This is a genomic window from Nitratireductor lacus (genome assembly GCF_056431025.1).
In genome coordinates this window covers 18,021-38,137 of sequence record NZ_JBWKMB010000013.1, presented here as the reverse complement: position 1 = coordinate 38,137, position 20,117 = coordinate 18,021, and the positions used below count along the sequence as shown (strand labels likewise).

26 protein-coding genes are annotated in these 20,117 nt (G+C 61.5%); 6 read left to right on the top strand and 20 right to left on the bottom strand.

What is annotated here, in order from left to right; genetic code table 11:
* Positions 1–27 precede the first annotated feature (27 nt).
* Both AC07E3_RS12480 and AC07E3_RS12475 read right to left on the bottom strand, forming a co-directional pair.
* The gene (locus tag AC07E3_RS12480) at positions 28–930 is read right to left on the bottom strand and encodes a DUF817 domain-containing protein (RefSeq protein WP_336066646.1); all 903 of its coding nucleotides are present in this window, start codon (positions 928–930) and stop codon (positions 28–30) included.
* 5 nt (positions 931–935) lie between these two features.
* A complete protein-coding gene (locus tag AC07E3_RS12475; protein ID WP_065816301.1) occupies positions 936–1,652 on the bottom strand; it encodes a pyrimidine 5'-nucleotidase in 717 nt (238 codons plus the stop codon).
* A 155-nt stretch (positions 1,653–1,807) separates the two neighbouring features.
* Here AC07E3_RS12475 and AC07E3_RS12470 point away from each other — a divergent pair, with 155 nt between their 5' ends.
* Entirely contained in the window at positions 1,808–2,710 is a 903-nt protein-coding gene (locus AC07E3_RS12470) for an EamA family transporter (protein ID WP_478362251.1), read from the top strand.
* 206 nt (positions 2,711–2,916) lie between these two features.
* On the opposite strand, the gene AC07E3_RS12465 is transcribed toward AC07E3_RS12470, so the two are convergent.
* From AC07E3_RS12465 to argB, 7 genes are all read right to left on the bottom strand, one after another.
* Positions 2,917–3,582, bottom strand: a complete 666-nt coding sequence (locus AC07E3_RS12465; RefSeq protein WP_478362249.1) for an ArsR/SmtB family transcription factor — start codon at positions 3,580–3,582, stop codon at positions 2,917–2,919.
* A gap of 144 nt (positions 3,583–3,726) precedes the next feature.
* On the bottom strand, positions 3,727–5,130 hold the full coding sequence (locus AC07E3_RS12460) for an MFS transporter (RefSeq protein ID WP_478362247.1): 1,404 nt from the start codon (positions 5,128–5,130) through the stop codon (positions 3,727–3,729).
* 457 nt (positions 5,131–5,587) lie between these two features.
* On the bottom strand, positions 5,588–6,262 hold the full coding sequence (locus tag AC07E3_RS12455) for a DUF6544 family protein (RefSeq protein WP_478362245.1): 675 nt from the start codon (positions 6,260–6,262) through the stop codon (positions 5,588–5,590).
* Positions 6,262–6,699, bottom strand: a complete 438-nt coding sequence (locus AC07E3_RS12450; RefSeq protein WP_210180075.1) for a carboxymuconolactone decarboxylase family protein — start codon at positions 6,697–6,699, stop codon at positions 6,262–6,264. Before AC07E3_RS12450 ends, AC07E3_RS12455 begins: the two co-directional genes overlap by 1 nt.
* Positions 6,680–7,084: a MerR family transcriptional regulator gene (locus AC07E3_RS12445; RefSeq protein WP_478362242.1), complete on the bottom strand. Its 405-nt coding sequence runs from the start codon at positions 7,082–7,084 to the stop codon at positions 6,680–6,682. The genes AC07E3_RS12450 and AC07E3_RS12445 overlap by 20 nt, the downstream gene beginning before the upstream one ends.
* On the bottom strand, positions 7,081–7,497 hold the full coding sequence (locus AC07E3_RS12440) for a nuclear transport factor 2 family protein (protein WP_478362240.1): 417 nt from the start codon (positions 7,495–7,497) through the stop codon (positions 7,081–7,083). The genes AC07E3_RS12445 and AC07E3_RS12440 overlap by 4 nt, the downstream gene beginning before the upstream one ends.
* A 90-nt stretch (positions 7,498–7,587) precedes the next feature.
* Positions 7,588–8,481 (bottom strand): acetylglutamate kinase, encoded by an 894-nt coding sequence (gene argB, locus AC07E3_RS12435; protein ID WP_065816308.1) that lies wholly within the window; start codon positions 8,479–8,481, stop codon positions 7,588–7,590.
* Positions 8,482–8,672: 191 nt separating this feature from the next.
* On the opposite strand from argB, the gene AC07E3_RS12430 reads away from it, so the two are divergent.
* The 4 genes from AC07E3_RS12430 to msrB all read left to right on the top strand — a co-directional run bounded on the left by AC07E3_RS12430 (position 8,673) and on the right by msrB (position 11,299).
* Positions 8,673–9,212, top strand: coding sequence for a sigma-70 family RNA polymerase sigma factor (locus tag AC07E3_RS12430; RefSeq protein ID WP_223004879.1), 540 nt, complete (start codon positions 8,673–8,675; stop codon positions 9,210–9,212).
* Complete coding sequence (locus tag AC07E3_RS12425; RefSeq protein WP_336066669.1) at positions 9,209–9,934, top strand: anti-sigma factor; 726 nt, start codon at positions 9,209–9,211, stop codon at positions 9,932–9,934. Before AC07E3_RS12430 ends, AC07E3_RS12425 begins: the two co-directional genes overlap by 4 nt.
* 129 nt (positions 9,935–10,063) lie before the next feature.
* Positions 10,064–10,618 carry a fasciclin domain-containing protein gene (locus tag AC07E3_RS12420; RefSeq protein WP_065816311.1) on the top strand — a complete coding sequence of 185 codons (555 nt, stop codon included), beginning with the start codon at positions 10,064–10,066 and terminating at the stop codon, positions 10,616–10,618.
* A gap of 171 nt (positions 10,619–10,789) precedes the next feature.
* Positions 10,790–11,299 carry a peptide-methionine (R)-S-oxide reductase MsrB gene (msrB, locus tag AC07E3_RS12415; protein ID WP_478362236.1) on the top strand — a complete coding sequence of 170 codons (510 nt, stop codon included), beginning with the start codon at positions 10,790–10,792 and terminating at the stop codon, positions 11,297–11,299.
* Between the two features lie 11 nt (positions 11,300–11,310).
* Here msrB and yihA read toward each other — a convergent pair whose 3' ends face one another.
* The 6 genes from yihA to AC07E3_RS12385 form a co-directional block, all read right to left on the bottom strand.
* Entirely contained in the window at positions 11,311–11,988 is a 678-nt protein-coding gene (gene yihA / locus AC07E3_RS12410; protein WP_418792852.1) for a ribosome biogenesis GTP-binding protein YihA/YsxC, read from the bottom strand.
* A 93-nt stretch (positions 11,989–12,081) separates the two neighbouring features.
* Entirely contained in the window at positions 12,082–12,390 is a 309-nt protein-coding gene (locus AC07E3_RS12405; protein WP_478362233.1) for a hypothetical protein, read from the bottom strand.
* Positions 12,377–12,754 (bottom strand): hypothetical protein, encoded by a 378-nt coding sequence (locus AC07E3_RS12400; RefSeq protein ID WP_478362231.1) that lies wholly within the window; start codon positions 12,752–12,754, stop codon positions 12,377–12,379. Before AC07E3_RS12400 ends, AC07E3_RS12405 begins: the two co-directional genes overlap by 14 nt.
* 111 nt (positions 12,755–12,865) lie before the next feature.
* Complete coding sequence (locus AC07E3_RS12395) at positions 12,866–13,504, bottom strand: CatB-related O-acetyltransferase (RefSeq protein ID WP_478362229.1); 639 nt, start codon at positions 13,502–13,504, stop codon at positions 12,866–12,868.
* Positions 13,505–13,668: 164 nt separating this feature from the next.
* A complete protein-coding gene (locus AC07E3_RS12390) occupies positions 13,669–14,157 on the bottom strand; it encodes an anthrone oxygenase family protein (RefSeq protein WP_478362227.1) in 489 nt (162 codons plus the stop codon).
* A 37-nt stretch (positions 14,158–14,194) separates the two neighbouring features.
* Entirely contained in the window at positions 14,195–15,058 is an 864-nt protein-coding gene (locus AC07E3_RS12385) for an NAD(P)H-binding protein (RefSeq protein ID WP_478362225.1), read from the bottom strand.
* A 105-nt stretch (positions 15,059–15,163) separates the two neighbouring features.
* Between AC07E3_RS12385 and AC07E3_RS12380 the strand changes: the two genes are divergently transcribed.
* Complete coding sequence (locus AC07E3_RS12380) at positions 15,164–15,787, top strand: TetR/AcrR family transcriptional regulator (RefSeq protein ID WP_065816318.1); 624 nt, start codon at positions 15,164–15,166, stop codon at positions 15,785–15,787.
* Between the two features lie 54 nt (positions 15,788–15,841).
* Here the strand turns inward: AC07E3_RS12380 and yidC are convergent, their stop codons facing one another.
* From yidC to AC07E3_RS12355, 5 genes are all read right to left on the bottom strand, one after another.
* Positions 15,842–17,659, bottom strand: a complete 1,818-nt coding sequence (yidC, locus tag AC07E3_RS12375; RefSeq protein WP_336066682.1) for a membrane protein insertase YidC — start codon at positions 17,657–17,659, stop codon at positions 15,842–15,844.
* Positions 17,652–18,032, bottom strand: a complete 381-nt coding sequence (rnpA, locus tag AC07E3_RS12370; RefSeq protein WP_478362222.1) for a ribonuclease P protein component — start codon at positions 18,030–18,032, stop codon at positions 17,652–17,654. Before rnpA ends, yidC begins: the two co-directional genes overlap by 8 nt.
* Before the next feature lie 23 nt (positions 18,033–18,055).
* On the bottom strand, positions 18,056–18,190 hold the full coding sequence (gene rpmH, locus AC07E3_RS12365) for a 50S ribosomal protein L34 (RefSeq protein ID WP_007009688.1): 135 nt from the start codon (positions 18,188–18,190) through the stop codon (positions 18,056–18,058).
* 216 nt (positions 18,191–18,406) lie between these two features.
* Positions 18,407–19,033: an FMN-binding negative transcriptional regulator gene (locus tag AC07E3_RS12360; RefSeq protein WP_478362220.1), complete on the bottom strand. Its 627-nt coding sequence runs from the start codon at positions 19,031–19,033 to the stop codon at positions 18,407–18,409.
* A 105-nt stretch (positions 19,034–19,138) separates the two neighbouring features.
* Positions 19,139–20,035, bottom strand: coding sequence for a DUF937 domain-containing protein (locus AC07E3_RS12355; RefSeq protein ID WP_336066687.1), 897 nt, complete (start codon positions 20,033–20,035; stop codon positions 19,139–19,141).
* Positions 20,036–20,117: the final 82 nt, after the last annotated feature.

The following is a 20,117-nucleotide window of genomic DNA, read 5'->3' as shown; positions in this document are numbered from 1 at the left end:
GGTGATTCCACCTGACTGCAAAATGCTCTACAGGGCGGCGTCGGCCTGACCGGCGCCTGCCCGAACATCCTCCAGACGGGCTTCGTCGGGCGTTCGAGGACGGTGAACCACAGACACCAGAACGAACGAAATGATCATCAGGAGATACCACGAGCCCAGCTTGGAAATGGAAACCGGCGTCCATCCACCGGACTGATCCGGGTAGATCCAGGCACGCGACCAGGTGCCGATGTTCTCTGCAAACCAGATGAACAGCGCCACCAGCAGAAACCCGAGCAAGAGCGGCATCCGATGGCGAAACCGAAACACACGGTAGTGCACGGACGTGCGCGCGAAAAGCAGCGCAGTGGCCGCAAAGAGCCCATAGCGCACATCGACCGTATAATGATGGGCGAAAAAATTCACATAGATCGCTGCCGCCAGGGCCAATGTCATCCAGAAAGCCGGATAACGGGTATAGCGCATGTCGAAAATCCGGCTGATGCGGGCAAGGTAGGACCCCACGGCGGCATACATGAAGCCTGAGAAGAGCGGCACAGCGGCGATGCGGAAGAAACTCTCTTCCGGATAGATCCACGAGCCCGCCGAAGTCTTGAATAGCTCCATCACCGTGCCGACCACATGGAAAATAAGGATGACCTTCGCCTCAGACGGTTGTTCGAGGCCGGCGGCCAGCATGACCATCTGTATGGCAAGCGCTGCCAGAAACAGGAAATCGTAGCGCGCCAGAAAGGCGTCCTGTGGCCACAGGTAGTGTGTTGCGATGATCAGGGCGAGGAGCAGCCCGCCGAAAAGGCATGCCCATGCCTGCTTCAGCCCAAATACGACGAACTCAACCAGAGCGCCCGCCAGACCGTGCGCAGGCAACCTGTCGAGCACGCGATGCGCGAGTGCGTCGATGCGCGCTTCAAGAGACGTGAAACGCCGCATCGGCGTCAGGCCTTCATCGCCGCTTCGAGGAAGTCCGCGAGGTTGTCGGTAACGAAGTCGACATCGTCTTCCTCGTTCGCGTCCTGCTCCCATATCTCGGTGAAGGTCGGCTCGAAATTGTTGGGCACGACCAGAACCGTGGTCATGCCAAGCTTCTTCGGCACCGCCAGATTGCGCGCCAGATCCTCGAACATGACCGCGTTTTCGCCCACCACCCGATGCAGGGCGACGAACTTGTCATAGGTGGCCGCAGCCGGCTTCGGAAGAAGACCGGCCGCAACGATGTCGAAAATGTCGTCGAAATGGTCGAGCACGCCGAGCTGGCGCGCCGCACGCTCCGCATGACCGCGATCACCATTGGTGAAAATGAACTTGCGGCCCGGCAGGGCCCGGATCGCATCACCAAGCCTCGGGTCGGGATCGAGCCAGGAGTAATCGATGTCGTGCACCTTCTCGAGAAAATCATCCGGGTCGATGCTGTAGCGCTCCATCAGCCCGTTGAGCGTCGTTCCATATTCCCGGTAGAGGTTTTTCTGGAGCGTTCTGGCTTCGTCGCGCTCCATCTGCAGGAGTTCGGACACATAAGCCGTCATCTTCACGTCGATCTGCGAAAACAGATTGCTGTGATGCGGATAGAGCGTGTTGTCGAGATCGAACACCCAGTCGGTGACATGGGAAAAGCGATCTGCGGTGATGCGGTGGGCTGAGAGCTGGTTTGTCATACATTCCTTATGGCAGACACGCCCCTTGCGCGACAATCTGCACAACCGGCTTTTGCAGAGCATTCGTGTCGGCTCGGGCGGTAGCCCAGATTGGTATACCGATTTGCTGCGTGTGCGCCTTGCGCAATTTGCATCGGGATAGCAAAAGGCGCGGCATGGAACTCTGGATCCCGATCACCATCGCCGCAGCCTTTCTGCAAAACCTGCGCTCCGTTGGCCAGAAGCACCTCAAAGGCGTGATGGGCACGACGGGCGCAACCTTTGTGCGCTTCGGCTTCGGCATGCCGTTCGTTCTTGTCCTGTGGGTTCTGCTGCACTCGGCCGCCGGTTACGAGTTTCCGGAAATCCACGGCACGTTTCTCGCCTGGACGCTGCTCGGCGGACTGGGCCAGATATCTGCGCAGTTCCTGCTGATCTATCTCTTTTCCTTCCGCAACTTTGCGGTCGGCACCGCCTATTCGCGGACCGAACCGGCGCAGGCGGCCATCTTTGGCCTTGTGCTGCTTGGCGAAATGGCAGGCTTCGGGGCGCTCATTGCCATCGCGGTCACGGTGATCGGCGTGATGCTGATCTCGGTCGCCCGCGTGCCGATGAGCTGGGGCAATCTGTTCCGCTCGCTCATCAGCCGCACAGCGCTGATAGGCCTCGCCTCCGGTACGCTTTTCGGCGTGACGGCCGTGGCCTATCGGGCCGCCTCGCTTTCTCTCGGCGGACCGAACTATCTGATGCAGGCGACAACGACGCTGGCCGTTACCATCACGTTCCAGACCGTCATCATGCTCATCTGGATGCTCTGGCGCGACCGCGCCGAGGTGGGGCGCATCGCAAAGGCGTGGAAGCCTTCGCTTTTCGTGGGCTTTGTCGGCGCTGCCGCCTCGCTCGGCTGGTTCACGGCCATGACGCTGCAACAGGCAGCGGTGGTGAAGGCGCTGGCGCAGATCGAGATGATCTTCACCTTCGCCTCCTCCGTGTTCTTCTTCCGCGAGCACATCAACCGCACAGAAGTGGCGGGATGCCTGCTGATCGTCGCGGGCATCGTGCTTCTGGTGCTGCTTTAGGGTCAGGACCCTAGATGTCGTGCGTGGTTTGACAGGCTCACCATGAGGGGCGTTTTGGCTGCCGCCCCTGAGGCACATCTGTGAAACAGATTTTCTGCCAGGCACTTCCCTCCCTCATGGTGAGCCTGTCGAACCACGCACAACGCTGTTGCCGCGAAATCGGAAACCCGCTTGCGTTTTCGGGCCAGTGTCACTGGCTCAAAAGATCAGGCACCGGTCTCGACGGAAAGGCCGGCGGCTTTCCAGTCGGGGAAGCCGGCGTTCAGGAGGCGTGTCCTGATGCCCTTTCGGCGCAGCAGGGCAACGGCATTGACCGAGAGAACGCAGTGAGGCCCACGGCAATAAGCGATCACTTCATGCTCCACGGGCAGTGCTGAAAGGCGCTCTTCCAGCTCTTCCAACGGGATGTTTATCGCGCCCGGCAGATGGCCCATGGCAAACTCCTCGCGCGGCCTGACATCGAGAAGCGTCACAGAAGAATCGCGAAGGCGCTCCAGAAGCTCTTCGCGTGAAATGCCCTCCAGCCGTTCGGTCTGGTTTACGCTGTCGGAGATGACCGACTGGATTTCGGCCCGCCGATGCTCGGCAAGATATGTGAGCGCGGCAAGAAGCTCGTTGATGGGCCCGCTGGCAAGATCGTAGAGAATGCGCTTGCCATCGCGCCTTGCCACCACAAGACCGCTGCGCTTCAAATGCTGCAGATGCTGCGACGTGTTGGCGACCGAAAGGCCCGTCAGTTCCGCAAGCCGCTCGACCGAGCGCGCACCCTGCGCCACATGCTGGAGAAGCATCAGGCGCTGGGGACTGCCCAAAGTGCGCGCGATCTCCGCGAGTTCGGTGAGAAGGGCAAGCTGGGCGCGTTCGATATCCATTTGCAACATATAGGAAAAATAGCTTTATCAATCAATCTATTGAGTGTTCTCAATTCGGAAGGGCGGCAGTGTGCGTCAGGCTCCCGGAATGAAGCCTGACGCGGTGATCCCAGTTGAAGCGTTCCCGCTTTTCCTGAAATTGCTTCACTCGGCGGGATGGGTCGCGGTGGTCGCAATCCGCCGGCCTGACGCAAAGGACAGAAGTGCCGCCACCAGATAGGCGACCGCTGCCGTGCCGAACGCCCAGGCATAGCCAGCGACGGTGTCGATCTGCGTGGCCGCCACCGCCATCAGGATCGCGAGCCCCACTGTGGGGCCGAGCTCCATCGCCGTGTTCATGACGCCGCCGGCGAGCCCCGCCCGATGCTGGGGAACGTTTGCGGTGGAAAGCACTGCCGAGCCGGAAAAGGCGAACGAGATGCCAACCGCCACAAGGACGATCCCCGGCAGAAGGCCCGGCAGATAGCGCGTATCGGGCGCAAGCTGCGTGAGCAGCGCGAGCCCGACGGCGGCGATCAGCAATCCGATGCCGGTCATGCGGGCCGGCCCGAAACGGCCGACCAGCGGACCCGCTACCCGACCCATGACGATGAGGGCCACTGCGAAGGGCACGAAGGCCATCGCTGTCATGAAGGGCGACCAGCCGAGCACCTGTTGCAGATAGAGGGAGAGCACGAAGTTGACGACGCCCGAGCCCGCTGCCGCCAGAAACATGCCGAAAAGACCGGTCAGGCGCACCGGCTCCAGTATGAACCCCGGAGGGAGAAGCGGATCGCGGACGCGGCGCTCGATCGCAAAGAATGCGGCGAGCAGGACGAAGCCTGTCAGCAGGGGGACAAGCACCATGGCGGAACGCCAGCCATGATCGTCGGTGGCGATGAGCGCAAAGCTCGAAAGGGATATGCCCAATGTGGCGAACACGGCGCCAACGGGATCGAGGCCCGGTCTGTGCTGCGTGCTTTCGTTGACACCGCGCGGCAGAAGACCCGACGAAGCGCTCAATCCGAGCAAGGAGACCGCCACCGGCACGGCAAACATCCAGCGCCATGAAATCCAGCTGGTCAAAACGCCCGATACGATGAAGCCCAGCACCGCGCCCAGTACGGACACGCCGCCCCAGGTGACCATTGCGCGGCCGAATGCCGCCGGCTCCGGAAAGAGCGCTCGAAGAACGGCCATGGCGGCGGGGGCCACCATGGCGCCGCCAACGCCCTGAAGAAGGCGCATCGCCACAAGAATGCGATAGCTGGGCGCCAGCGCGGCGATGGCCGACGCCACACCGAAGACGATGAGACCGATGGCAAACATGCGCCGGCCGCCGAAACGGTCGGCAAGCCTGCCGCCGAAAAGAAGCAGGCCGCTGAATGGCAGCCCATAGGCTGCAAGCACAAGAAGCAGGTCCGCCGCCGTCAGGCCGAACTCACCGGCGATGATTGGCAGCGGCACGGTGATGAGCGCGATGGTGAAGATGAGCGTTGCCTGCACGGTCGCCAGAATGGCGAATGCGGGCGAACGGGCGATTGGGGGAGCCTGGTGCATGGGAGCCATGATTGTCCTGTAGCTGTGGAGGGACCTGAAGCCGACCCGAGACGGCGCACGCGTTGAGCGCACAGAGCCACCGCATCTTTCCGGCCTAATCTATCATTCAATTACATAATTGAATGATAGATTCAAGACGGCTTGAGGACCCGCCTGCAGGATACTTGCCGACCTGGCCGAGGCATCAGCGACGGGGTGGTTTTGCCAGACGGTTGCGCGAGGGTGGGGACCGCGCTCTGACACCAACGGGATGGTGTCGATGAAAGCAGCGTGCTGCGCGCATCCTGCACTCGGGGCGTGCGGTTCGGCGAGCTTGAGCTGCATTGGGCTATGGAAGTCGGGGGTTGCCGGAATGGCTCACCGTTTCCTGAAACGCTGTGCCGCTCCATGCGTCTGGTAATCCGAATTTATGCGATGACGGGTGATCCCACCTGACGGAATCCTTCTGCAGGATCAGCGCCGCATCTCATTCTGGCGCGGCGATCTTCCAGCGTTCCAGACGACCCTGCCAGACGCAGAAGTGCCTGCCAGCCACCTCCCAGCCGACTTCGGCGGCGTGCGGGATCCAGCGGCTACCGACCCGGCGATAGTCGCTGAAAGCACCGTGCCACGGGCGCTCCCGCAGGCCCGTCTCCTCCTGCCGTGGCCGGTCGTGAGCCGTGACGGTTGAAACGTGGCCATTGGTATCCAGCGTGAAGATCACCGATGCCTCGACCGACCCGATATTTGCCGTCGCCCGTAGACTGCCATTCGGCAGGCCCTCCCAGCGCAGGTGGCTGTTGTGCAGGATCGCATCGGGGGCCCAGGGTAACTCCGCCAGATAGCGCATGAGCTCGCCCTTTGTGAGCGCATCGGAAGCATGGGAGCGGTTCAGGGGCACAACCCCGAACAGAAAAAGGCCCGCTTCCGGCTTCCCGTTATTAAAACCGTCCCTGACGGTCAGAGCGCCGAACGGCCCCGTTCTTGCGACCCAACTGAATGCGGGGTTTCCAAGGGCGATCCACTGGTGCGCCGTAAAGCGCATCCAGCGGCTTTGCTCACCTGTCCGCAGCCGCCCCGACTGGGCAAGCGTGACCCGGTGCCCGGCAGACGTGGCCGAAGCACCCAGTCGCGCTGCAAGCTCGCGGACTGCCCGTTGCATCAGATACCATCCCAGGCCGAAGCCGACTGCGCGTTTGTCCTTTCGGAGAACAGCTCCAAAGCCGCATTGATGCCGTTGATGGCGGCCGGCCAGCCACCATAGGCGGCCATTTGCAGGATCACTTCCAGGATTTCGCGTTCGCTTGCCCCGACTGCGAGCGTATGCTCGATGTTCACCCTGAGCTGAGGCGCGGTTTGTCCACCGAGCGCCGTCAGCGCCGCCACGGTGGCGAGTTGCCGCGTTTTGAGATCGAGGCCTTCCCGGGCATAGAAACGCCCATAAGCCCCCTCGATCAGCGTTTCGGAAAAGCCCGGAAGCGCCGCATCGTAGCGTCCGGCCAGAATGGCCTCCAGATCCGGATTGAGCGTTTCCGCGATCGCGCGTCCCTTCTCAAGCGCGCTGGCGGTTGATCCCATCTCATTTGTCAAGTCGGTCACTCTCGTCTTCCTTCCTGCCGTCCCCGGCGCGATGGCGCGCTTCGATTTCGGCGTAATTCATGATCTTGTAGTCGAGCAGTTCGACGCATTCCTGGAGCTCGGCAATTTTTGCCAGAACCGCAGCGCGTTGACGCTCAAGCATGCCGCGGCGTTCGGCCGACGTGTCATCGCCCTTCCGACGCAGGCTTGCATAGGTCTCCACATCGGCAAGCGGCATGCCTGTTGCCTTGAGCATCTTGATGAAACCGAGCCAGGGGACGATGGCGTCATCATAGGCCCGCTGGCCGCCCTGCCGCCATGGCGGGTCGATAAGCCCCAGCTTTTCGTAATAGCGTAGCGTATCGATGCTCAGGCCCGTGCGCCGCGCAACTTCGCCTATTTTCATGCGGCCTCCATATGGGCTGAAAGCGCTTCTTCAAGCCGGGCACTGTCCTCACAGAACTGATAGTGCGCGATCTTTCCGTCGCGCACGCGGCAACGCAGAACCCATTCGCTGAAGAAGCGCTTTCCGGTGGCAGCGACGGTGTGGTCGAGCTGACCGCTGGCGAAGGCCACGCCCTCGCCCGCTCCAAGGTGCTCCACGGTGAGCGACTGATTGCTGAAGGTGTTGCCGAGCGCGGCGAGAAAGGCGCGGAATCCTTCATGCCCTGTGCGCGCTCCGTAGGGCGGAACAGACGGTTTCGCTTCCGCTCGAACGCCAATGAATACGGCATCCGCGGCCACGAAGGCGCAGGCCGCATCGACATCGCCCGCTTTCAGCGCCGCAAGGAATTTCTCGATGATGTTCTGCTCATGCATATGTGCATCTCCATAGTGTGCACATATGCATCTACTTTCTGGAGTGAACTCCAGGTCAAGCGGTTTCTGGCGATTTTATCGTCCGTGCCCTCACGGAACGATCAGCGTGCCCGCACCATGCTCGGTGAAGAGTTCGAGCAGGACGGAATGCGGGGTCTTGCCGTTCAGGATGACGACGCCTTCCACCCCGCGCTCGATGGCCTCGATGCAGGTTTCCACCTTGGGGATCATACCGCCGGAGATCGTGCCATCCCTGATGAGCGCGCGCGCCTCTGAGACGGTCAGCTCGTCGATCAGCTTCTTGTCTCTGTCGAGAACGCCGGGAACATCGGTGAGGAACAGAAGACGCGTGGCGCGCACCGCGCCCGCGATTGCCCCGGCGAAGGTGTCGGCATTGATGTTGTAGGTGTGGCCGTCACGGCCCGGCGCCACCGGTGCGATGACGGGGATCATCTCGGAATGGGCGAGCAGATCAAGCAGTGTGCGGTCGACCTCGACCGGCTCGCCGACAAATCCGAGATCGAGCACGCGCTCGATGTTGGAATCGGGATCGACCACGGTCTTGTGCGCCTTTTCGGCGAAGACCATGTTGCCATCCTTGCCGCACAGGCCGATGGCCCACTCGCCCTCGGCGTTGATGAGCGCAACGATTTCCTTGTTGATGGAGCCGGCCAGCACCATCTCCACGATCTCGACGGTCTTTTCGTCGGTCACGCGCAGGCCGCCCTCGAATTTCGATTCGATGCCCATCTTCTTGAGCATGGCGGCGATCTGCGGTCCGCCGCCATGAACGACGATGGGGCTGACGCCGGACTGCTTCAGGAGCGCGATGTCGCGGGCGAACGCCTGACCAAGCTCCGCATCGCCCATGGCGTGGCCGCCATATTTCACGACGATGGTCTTGTTTTCATAACGCTGCATGTAAGGCAGTGCCGCCGAGAGAAAGCGGGCCTGGGCTTCAGCAGTTTCCGTCATGTCCGTCATCGCGTTGTTCCCCAAAGTCAAAACGGCGGTTTCTTAAAGCATTTTTCGCGGCAAGTGAAACGATCTTGCAGGCGAGCCGGCAAAAAGCTGCGTTCGAGCCCCGCAGGCAGGCTTGCCTTTGCGCGAACGTGCGCTAACTCTCTTGCGAGCCTGCCTTTCCCATTGTCAATTTTGCACCTAATCTCCCCTACATGACACCAGACGAGATAACGAAGCTGATCTTTCGCACCGCGCTCAGGGAGCGTGCCGCGTTTGACCTTCTTTATCGGCACACCAGTGCGAAACTCTTTGGCGTCTGTCTGCGTGTCTTGAAAGACAGGGCGGAGGCCGAAGAGGCCTTGCAGGACGTTTATATAAAAATCTGGACCAAGGCCGACCGGTTCGCCGCGACGGACCTCAGTCCCATCACGTGGCTGGTCGCGGTGGCGCGCAATCATGCGATCGATCGGCTGCGGGCACGAAAGACGCCCGCTGCGGAGCTGGATGAGGCGCAGGCGATTGCCGATCCAAAGCCGGATCCGGAGAGACAGGCCGAGGCCGGCAGCGAGCGCCGGCGGATCGATGCCTGCCTCGGCGAGCTTGAAACCGACCGAGCCACGGCGGTGCGCGGGGCCTATCTCAACGGTGACAGCTACGCCGAACTTGCAGCGCGTTTCGATGTGCCGCTCAATACGATGCGAACCTGGCTGCGGCGCAGCCTTTTGAAGCTCAGGGAATGCCTGGAACGATGACGGTGGCAGACGAACACGGACCGGACAGGAGCGACGACGATCTCGTTGCGGCCGAGTATGTGCTCGGTGTGCTCGCAGCCGAAGAGCGCGCCGCTGCTGCGCGTCGCATCGAAACGGAACCGGACTTTGCGCATCTCGTGGAGCACTGGGAAGCCCGTCTTGCCCCCATGGCGGACGCCTTTGAAGCGGTGGAGCCCCCGGCAAACGCGAAGTCCGTCATCGACGCACGGCTTTTTGGTGCCGCGCCGTCAGCGCAAGACAAGGCCGGCCTGTGGTCGAGCCTTGCCTTCTGGCGCGGTATCGCGGTGGCGGCACTCCTGGCGTTCGGCACCTATGTCGCCCTCACCTATACGAGCCTGCCCTTCGGCAGCCAGCCGCTTGAAGAGCAGCGCTTCGTTGCCTCACTCGCTCATGACGATACCGACGTACGCTATCTCGCAGTCTATGACAGCAGCAAACGCGACGTGGCGCTCTCCCATGTTTCGGGTGCACGGCCCGATGGGCGCGATTTCGAGCTCTGGGCCATCGAGGGCGATAAACCGCCCGTCTCTCTGGGCGTGATTCCGGTCGGCTCGAGCGTGCACGTGGCACTCAGCGAGGCGCTCGGAGCGGCCATCGATGCCGGTGCCGTTTTCGCCATTACGACCGAACCGCTGGGCGGTTCGCCCTCGGGTGAGCCAACCGGCCCGGTGGTTGCACTCGGCGACCTGCGCGACATCTGATTTCGGGCTTCCGAAAAAAAAACCAGATTTTTTTGAAACTTCCCGGAGTGTCCCTCCGTGTTTCCTCATGTTCCCCAAAACGGGCCGACCACGAAGGCGGTCCCGCAAACGAACCTGAGGAGTTTAAACATGCGTAAGTTCACTGCTTCCCTTCTCGCCGGCTCGCTCGCTCTCGCTTTCACGGGATCGGCTCTGGCCGAAAACCCGATGGTTGGCGGCGCAGCGATGTATGCTGACAAGACCATCGTCGAAAATGCGGTCAACTCGAAGGATCACACCACGCTGGTCGCGGCCGTGAAGGCTGCCGGTCTGGTCGACACGCTTTCAGGCGAAGGTCCGTTCACCGTTTTCGCACCGACCAACGCCGCTTTCGAGAAGCTGCCCGACGGCACTGTCGACACACTTCTGAAGCCCGAGAACAAGGAAACGCTGGCAACGGTGTTGACCTGCCATGTCGTGGCGACCGAAGCCATGTCCGACGCCATTGGCAAGATGATTTCCGACGATGGCGGCAACCACCCGGTCAAGACTGTCGGCGGCTGCATGCTGGAAGCCAAGATGGACGGCGACAGCATTACGCTGACCGACGAAAACGGGAATGTGGCGACCGTGACCATCGCGGATGTGGATCAGTCCAACGGCGTTATCCACGTGATCGACACGGTTCTTCTGCCGAAGGGCTGATTGGGTCCCTGCAGAAGGACAGGCAGGTTCCGAACGGGGCTTTCGGAACCGCGAAGGGCGGCGCATTGCCGCCCTTCGCACCTCACACCGACTTGACTTTGAGGTGAAGGCCCATCCGGCTTACGGTCCGCCAGAATTTGATGCGCACCAGAAGCGCAAAGGAGCTTGACGATGAAACGCCGCAAATTTCTCTATGGCACCGCTGGCGCCCTGGCTGCCTTGACGGGCGGAGCTTTCGTGCTGCGCGACCGGCCCGGCGGCAGCGCCATGGCTGAAACGTTCGAAATCACCAAAACCGAGGAAGAGTGGCGAGCGATCCTGACGAAGGAGCAATTCGCCGTTCTGCGGCAGGAGGCAACGGAACGCGCCTTTACGAGCCCGCTGAACAATGAGAAGCGTGCCGGCCTCTTTCACTGCGCCGGCTGCGATCTGCCGCTCTACTCATCCGAGGCGAAGTACGATTCGGGCACGGGATGGCCGAGCTTCTGGGAAGCGCTGCCCGGTGCCATCGGCACAAAGCCGGACAATTCCCTCTTCATGACCCGCACCGAGTGCCATTGCCGGCGCTGTGGAGGTCATCAGGGCCACATCTTCGATGACGGCCCGCCGCCGACCGGCAAGCGCCACTGCATCAATGGCGTGGCGATGACGTTCAAACCGGGTGCGACAATGCCGAGCTGAAGTTTCCGCGCTCAGCCGTCGGTCACGGCGCGGGCGATGGCGTCACGCAGTTCGTCCATGCCGTGGCCCTTTTCCGATGAGGTTGCGACAATTTCGGGAAAAGCGGCTGCGCGTTTCCTGAGCTGCGTCTCGGTGGCGGCAAGCAGCTTTTCCACCGCCGGCGGCTTGATCTTGTCGATCTTGGTCAGCACAACCTGATAAGAGACTGCGGCCTTGTCGAGCAGGTCCATCACCTCCTCGTCATTTTTCTTGATGCCATGGCGGGCATCGATCAGCAGGAAGACACGCTTCAGCGTGACGCGCCCCCTGAGATAGTCAAAAACCATTTCGGTCCAGGCGTCGACCTGCGCCTTGGGTGCCTTGGCGAAACCGTAGCCGGGCATGTCGATGATGGCCATGGGCGGCAGGTCGCCATCCGCACCGGAATAACCGTCAGGAACAAAAAAGTTCAGTTCCTGCGTGCGGCCGGGCGTGTTGGATGTGCGGGCGAGACCACGCTGGACAATCAACGCGTTTATCAGCGACGATTTGCCGACATTCGACCGGCCGGCGAACGCTACTTCGGGCGGCCCTTCCGGTGGCAGAAACTTCATGGCCGGCGCACCACGCAGGAAAACCCACGGACGCAGGAACGTCCCGCGATCAATCTGCGCCCTGCCTGCGGCTGCGCCATCCTGTGATGCGTTCACGCCATCATCTCCATTGCCGTTCAGATCACGGCATCAAGACTGACGGGGCATTTGTCAACTGCGCTGTTGCTGAAACCGTATTTTGCAGATCATTCAGGCGGTGCCGAGAACCTGCATGCCACCCAGATCGCGTGCGCGGGGCCTGCGGCTCGCTTCAAGCAGCGCCTGGCCGAGATATTCGAGATCGGAGGCTTCCTGCGGACGCCATCCACAGGGACAACAGGCTGGCTCCCGGTGCGCTGCGGCTGTCTCGCGATAAATAAGCCCGATGGCGCGCACTGCCTCGCGCATGACGACCATTGGCGGCAGGCCGGTCCGGCGCATCAGCTCGCTCATTTCCTTCATCATCTGCATCTTGAGATGCGATTCCGCCTCCTGGCGGCGGCGTTCAAATCCACTCATCGGTGCCAGTCTGTCCTTCTAAGTGCGCAGAGTTTCTGCGCGAGAAACCCTCGGCGGCCTGCATTCCGCCCGCCATCGCATGCAATTCGCCACAGGCCTCGTCCAGTTCACGCATCGTCTCGAAGAGCGCTTCGCGGTCCCGGCAGTGGGCATCGAACAGGGCAACGAAGATCGTGTTGCTGCCGTCATGCGGCTCCGGTGCGTCATTCGCACGCGCCAGGCTTTCGGCGGCAGCCCGCTTGGCGGCCTGAACCTTGGAACGCAGCCGCTCCACGCGCAAATATTTACCGCGGTAGCGCTCAAGCTCTTCCGCTTCAAAGGCATGATGGGATGCAAAATCGTCGATTGGGCTCAAATGCATCATGTCACTCACCTCTCGGCCTCCGGCCGCCTCTGATGAACAGAGCGGCCGGAGACACAGACACAATACTATACTAAAAATGTCAAGTTTAATGATGCGGCCGGCTGTGCGGGTTCAGACGGCTGCCGCAAGAGCATCAAGGTCTGCACCGCGGATGGCAGCAAGGTTGCGGCTGATCTTCTCCGCAGGCCAGTTCCACCAGGCGACCTCAACGAGGGCGGCAACGGTCTCGGGCGCAAAACGCACACGCAGGACCCGCGCCGGATTGCCCACGGCGATGGCGTAGGGGGGAATATCGGAGGCGACGACAGCGTGCGCTCCGATCACCGCCCCATCGCCGATGGTGACACCCGGCATGATCTGCGCCTGCCGCCCGATCCACACATCATTGCCGACGATCGTGTCACCCCGGCTGTGCTGGACATAGGCCTTGCCATCAAACCCCTCCTCCCAGCCATTGCCGAAGATATTGAAAGGGAAGGTGGAGAAGCCCGTCATGAGATGGTTGGCTCCGTTCATCACGAATGTGGCGCCGTGGGCGATGGCCACGAACTTGCCGATAACCAGCCGGTCACCGAGAAAGTCGAAGTGATAGAGGACGTTCCTTTCTTCGAAGCGCTCGGCGCCGCAGGGATCGTCATAATAGGAAAAGTCACCCACTTCGATGTTGGGCCGGGTGATGACATTTTTGAGAAAAACGGTTCGGGGAAAGCGCGCCATCGGATATGGCGTAGCAGGATCTGGTCCGTGCATGCAGACCTCCTTGATCAAAAAGGGAAATGACCACCGCCTCCGTCAAACGGCAAAGGGCCGGACCTCAAGTCCCGGCGGCGTGTTCTTCGGTCCCCTTAGCTGATCATCGAAGCCTCTCCCTCATTGCAGGAGCATCCTTTAGAGGAAATCTTCCGGCCAGACAATCATGCCTGCTGCATCAGCGCCACGGCAAAGCTTGCGAGCGCAGCCAGCGAGGCCAATGCGCGCACATGGTTCCACATGACCCATCGGGAGAGATAATCGCGCCAGAGATCGGCGCCCTGCGTTGACGCCGGATCGACCTTTGCCAGAGCCTCGTTCATGGGAACGTTGAAAACAACGGTGACGAGAAACGTGCCCACCACATAGAAAAGCCCGCCGGCAACGAGCCAGATGCCGCCGGACGGCACCAGCCCGAGCAGGGCGAGAACACCAAGCAGAATTCCCAGGAGCCCGGTGCCGAAGAACGCCGCGAAAAAGACGGGGTTGAGCACGGTGACATTGATCTCCTGCATGGCCTGAATGCCTGCCGGAACCGGAATGCGTGCCAGCGCCTGCATCACCGTGTTTGAAAATGTGAAGAAGAAGCCCGCCATGACACCGGCGCCGAGCGTGGCGAGTAGCGCGAGCGCGAAGACAAGTCCGTCAGCCATGGCGGTTTCTCCGTTTTCTTGAGATTACGGGATTTCTTCAGATCGTGTCAGCGGCGGGCGCTGTGTTCCAGACACCTGTTGCCACCGTGCGGCGCACGTAATCCGAGAAATCCACCGGCGGGCGGCCGAGAGCCTGCTCGACACCGTCGGCCACGCTTTCGTTGCGACCGTCAAGCACCTCGGTGAAAAGTTCGCGCATCAGATCGACCAGCGGTTCATCGAGCCCCTCATTGCGTGCACCCTCAACGAATGCATCGACCGGGATGCGCGTGAAGCGGATGTCCCGCCCGCATGCCGCGCCGATCTCGCGCACCATCTCGGGAAAGCTCATCAGGCGCGGGCCCGTGAGGGTGTAGAGCTTCCGCTCGTGGCCCTTTTCGGTCAGGGCCGCAAACGCGACATCGGCGATGTCGTCCGCATCGACGAAAGGCTCGCGCACGTCGCCCACCGGAAGGGCGAGTTCGCCGGCCCTGATCGCATCGAGGAAGAAGGCCTCGCTAAAGTTCTGAAAAAACCAGTCGGCGCGCAGGATTGTCCACTCGGCGCCGCTTCGTCTGAAGAGTTCTTCAGCCCTTTCCGCGCCCACCTCGCCGCGACCGGACAGGAGCACCAGCCGCGTGACACCCTTTTTCACGGCCAGCCTTGCGAAGGCCTCCACGGTTTCGGCAGCGCCCGGCACGGCAAGGTCTGGATAGTAAGCCACATAGGCAGCCTCAACGCCATCGAGCGCGGCATCCCAGGTGCTCGGGTTTTCCCAGTCGAACGGGATCGCAGCCCCGCGCGAACCGATGCGCACCGGTACACCTGCGTTTGTCAGTCGCTCGGCAAGACGGCGGCCCGTCTTGCCCGTGCCACCGGTGACGAGAACGGGTTTGCTGCGGTCGGAATCGTGCCTGGTCATTTCACTCTCCATAAAGTGATAAAGTCTCACATTTGCAAAAGTGATAAATCCTCATATTATGGATGTCAACAGAAATATGAGAAACACTCATAAAATGGATCAGGCATGACGGAGACAGAGACGCCCGGCGCCATCGCGGCACGCAGGATGCCCACGCAAAAGCGCGCGCGGGAGCGCGTGGAACGCATTCTTGACGTCGCGCGGGGCATCATTGCCGAGAGCGGCAGCGAGGCGATGAAGATGAGTGAGGTGGCACAGCGTGCCGGAATTTCAATCGGCTCGCTCTACCAGTATTTTCCCGACAAGGCGGCGATCATTCGCACGCTTGCGGAACACTACAACGCGCTCGGCAGGGCGTGCATCTGCGACGGGCTGGAAGAGGTTCATGACCTGGCGAGCCTCAGGAAGGAATTCACCGCGCTGATCGACGAATACTACGCGATGTTTCTGTCCGAGCCGGTCATGCGCGATATCTGGTCGGGCACGCAGGCAGACAAGACGCTGTCTTTGCTCGATCTCGAAGATGCGAGAGCCAATGCGCAGGAACTGGCGCAGGCGATGCTGCGCGCATCACCCGAGCGCGATCCCGATTCCACCGCCTCGACCGCCCTGCTGATCATCCATCTGGGCGAAGCCACCATGCGGCTTGCCATTCAGGTGGGCGAAGCAGAGGGGCGACGGCTGGTGGAGGATTACAAGCGCATCGCCCTGCGCGAAATGCTGGGGTAGAAGCACATCTGAAAAGGAAAAGGCCCACTTTCGCGAGCCTTTTCGTTTGTTTGGCTATTCGGCCGGTTTTGGCTTTTTCTTGAACAGGCCTGCCAGATTGTCCCAGAGTTCGATCTTGGCGCCCTGGCGCTTCATGATCACGCCCTGCTGGACGATGGACAGGAAGTTGTTCCATGCCCAGTAGATCACCAGACCTGCCGGGAACGTGGCCAGCATGAAGGTGAAGATCACCGGCATCCAGTTGAAGATCATGGCCTGTGTCGGATCGGGCGGCGTCGGGTTCATGCGCATCTGCAGGAACATGGTGACGCCCATGATCAGCGGCCAGACACCGATCAGCAGGAAGGCCGGCACGTCATAAGGCAGCAGGCCGAACAGGTTGAAGACCGAGGTCGGATCGGGGGCCGACAGATCCTGAATCCAGCCGAAGAACGGCGCGTGACGCATCTCGATGGTGACGTAGAGAACCTTGTAGAGCGCGAAGAAGACCGGAATCTGGATCAGGATCGGCCAGCAGCCGGCGATCGGATTGATCTTCTCTTTCTTGTAGAGCTCCATCATCGCCTGCTGCTGCTTCATCTTGTCATCCGCGTATTTCTCGCGGATTTCCATCATGGCAGGCTGAACCTTCTTCATGTTCGCCATGGACTTGTAGGACTTGTTGGCGAGCGGGAAGAAGATGAGCTTCACGACCACCGTAGTGGCCAGAATGGCAACGCCGAAGTTACCGAGCAGCTTGAATAGCCAGTCGATGAGATAGAACATCGGCTTGGTGATGAAGTAGAACCAGCCCCAGTCGATCAGAAGCTCGAACTGGCGGATGCCCCGGTCTTCTTCATACGCATCGACGACATTGACCTCCTTGGCACCGGCGAAGACCATGAGCTCGCTGGTGGCGGAAGCGCCATCGGCGACCGTGATTTCGTCGGTCAGATAGTCGGCCTGGTAGCGCGGCTTGCCATCGCCCGAATAGGTGTAGCGCGGCTGGAATTCGCGGCCATTCTGCGGGACCATGGTCACCGCCCAGTATTTGTCGGTGATACCGAGCCAGCCGTCGGAGGATTTCGCCGGCGTAATGCGCTTTTCCTCTTCGACATCCGAATAGTCGATTTCCTGCAGGCCTTCCTCGCCGGTCACGCCGATCAGGCCTTCGTGCAGGATGTAGATGCCGGAGGTTTTTGGCGTTCCGATGCGGGTGGTGCGGCCATAATTGCGCAGTGCGACGGCGGCACCTGAGGCGTTTTCCACCGTGTCGGAAACCGTGAACATGTAGTTCTCGTCGACCGAGAAGGTGCGCTTGAAGGTCAGGCCCTTCTCATTGGTGTAGGAGAGCGTGACAGGGGTCGACGGGGTGAGCGTCTCGCCTTCGGCAAGCGTCCACTCGGTCGAAGGACCTGGCAGCGTTCCGGCAGCCTCACCGCCCACATAGCCCGTCTCGACGTAATAGCCGTCGGGGCCGGTCGAGGGGTTGAGCAGCTGAATGTTGGGCGAATCCTTCTTGACCGTGACCCGGTAGTCCTTGAGGAGCAGATCATCAAGACGCGCGCCGGCCAGATTGATGGACCCGGAAATGCGCGGCGTATCGATCTTCACACGCGCGCTGCCGGCTACGGCTGCGGCCCGGTCAAGCGGAGCAGCGGACTGGCTGGCCGTGCCGGGCACGGCACCGTCACCGCCCGAAGGTGCCGGTATATCGCTGTTCTCACCACTTGAAGCCGTCCCGGCCGGGGCCGTTTCAGCGGCCTGCCGCTCTTCGATCTGGGCCGTCTCACGCTGCGCCTCGATGCGCGGGTTCATGTAGAAAACCTGCCAGAGCGTCAGGATCAACACGGACAGCGCGATCGTGATGAGGAAATTGCGATTGTTATCCATCGATGTCCTTGCCCTTTCCACGCCCGGCATCGGTTTCTCCGATGCGACGGGAAAGCTCGTCTTTCAGGGAGGCGAACGGCGCGTCAAGCACAGAACGCCGCGCCACGATCACATAATCCTTGCCGGCGGCCATGTCGTGAACCGCATGGAGGCGGCAGGCTTCCTTGAGCCGCCGGCGCACGCGGTTTCGAACCACCGCGTTGCCGACTTTCTTCGTGACTGTAATGCCCAGCCGTGGCGGGTCCTTGTCGCCGCGGTCGAGCACTTCCAGCAGAAAAAGCCGCCCGCGTCGCTTTTCACCGCGACGGACGGCCAGAAACTCGGCGCGCTTCTTCAGACGCGCCGGAGGGGGGACGGCTGGCCGGTCCGTCATCTTTCCGGCCTCGCCTCCAAACCTTATGCGGACAGCCGCTTGCGGCCGCGATTGCGGCGGGCTGCGATCACGCGACGGCCGCCCTTGGTGGCCATGCGCGCACGGAAACCGTGCCGGCGTTTACGGACGATCTTGGAAGGCTGATATGTACGCTTCATTTGTTTTAATACCGCGGAGTGCGGCCCTTCTTAATTCTGTTTCAATGAACAGGAGCTTTGCTTAACGGGCTGGACCGAAGGCACGAATACGCGCCGCCGGACGCAAGGCCCAAGCGTGGCCGGGCTTATAGGAGCATGGATGCGCAGAGTCAATCAAAACGGCGCGAATGCGCGGCCATCGCGGCAAGGGGTCTCACCCTGTCCGGGAAACAGTCGTCAATCCTGTGGAATCTCCGCAGCCACTGCTCTTTCCGCCGGATGGGCGCTCGCCGCCAGCCCGGCAGCGACACCCGCCCTGTCAGCGGCGCTGCGATTCTGGCTCATCTTGCGCTTGCCTTCGAGGTTCGTGATGGGAAGACGTAGCCCGACGATCCCGCGCAACTGGCCCATGATGAACTTTTCAGGCGCATCCGAGACAGACCAGATTTCCGCGCGACCCTTTTCGTGAAGGGTCGTCAGGCGCTCAACCACCCCGCGAAGCCGGGCCTCGTCATCGAAGAATTCAATCGGTCCCCGCGCCTGAACCACACTGTAGTTCCAGGTGGGAACGACCTTCCCGTGCTCCTTCTTGGAGGCATACCAGGACGGGGTCACGTACGCGTCGGGCCCCATGAAGATGGCGAGCGCCTCGCCAATCGGCGTGTCCTTCCATTGGTCGTTGGCGCGGGCGAGATGGCCATAGAGCGTGCCATAAGGGCCTTCGGTCTCATCAAGAAACAGCGGCAGAGGGCTTGCATGAAGTCCATTCGCACCAGACGTCACCACATTGGCAAGCCGCGCCGCCCGCATCAGTTCATGAAGCGCGGGCAGCTCCTCTTCTCGAAAGGCGGGTGGGCAATACATCCGGGTTCGTCTCCCTGAAGAAGGCCTGATGCTAGCGCGCACGAAGAAGAGGCAAAAGGCAGAGATCTGCCTTGCACAACAGGAAAACCGCTGTGGCGCAAAGCGCTATCGGCGGCGTTCCATCCCCTGCCGGAACTGCTCGAAGATGTTTTCAACGCCGCGCTCATAGTCATCGCGCGTCTTGCGGCCGGTCTCGAACATCTGGCCGAACAGGTCGTCATAGGGATTGCGGGGGCGGCCACTCGGATTGGCTTCCGGCTCGGGCTGCGGTGCGCGGCGGCTCTGCGGTTCAGGTTGCCCGGCACCCTGCCCGCCGCGCAGGAACTGGTCGAAGATTTCCCCCAGAGGGTTGTTGCCCTGACCGCCAGAGGGGGCGCCGCGCCCGGTGGAACCACCACCAAACATGCCCTCGAGAATCTGGCCGAGCGGGTTGTCGGACGGGCTCATACCAGAGGGGGCCCGGCCCCGCGGCTGAGCGCCCGGCTGCTGCTGGCCCATCTGGCGCATCATCTGCTCCATGAGGTCACCGAGCATGCCACCGCCGCCAGCCTGCGCCTGCCGCGGCTGCACGCCCTGCATCTGGCCCGTGGACTGTTTGAACAGGCCACCCATGAGCATGGAAGCGAGCACGGGAAGCATCTGCTTGAGCATGTCCTGACCGAGCCCCGTGGCCTGTGCTGCGTGGCTTGCCACGGCGCGGCTCACATCCTTGGAACCGAACAGATGCCCCAGAATGCCATTCCCCTCGGCCACACCCTGCGGCGTGAAAGCGTTGGCGGCATCCTCGAAATATTTTGCGTGCTGGCCGGAGGCAAGCGCACCGAGAAAATTGCCGGCACCGTAGGGATCGGCCGCGTTGCGCTTCAGCCCCTGGCTGAATGCCGGCAGGAGCGCCTCCATGGCTTCCTGCGCCTGTGCCTGCGAAATGCCAAACTGCCTGGCGAGTTGATCCACGCCCTGCCCCTGACCGGCATTGTTGAGCATCTCGAAGAGCGGAAGCATGGGTTTTCTCCTTCAATCAATCGGTGCCGAGCACCTATCGGACCATTGTTTCAGGAAGATAACCCGACAAAGCGGCTTTGTC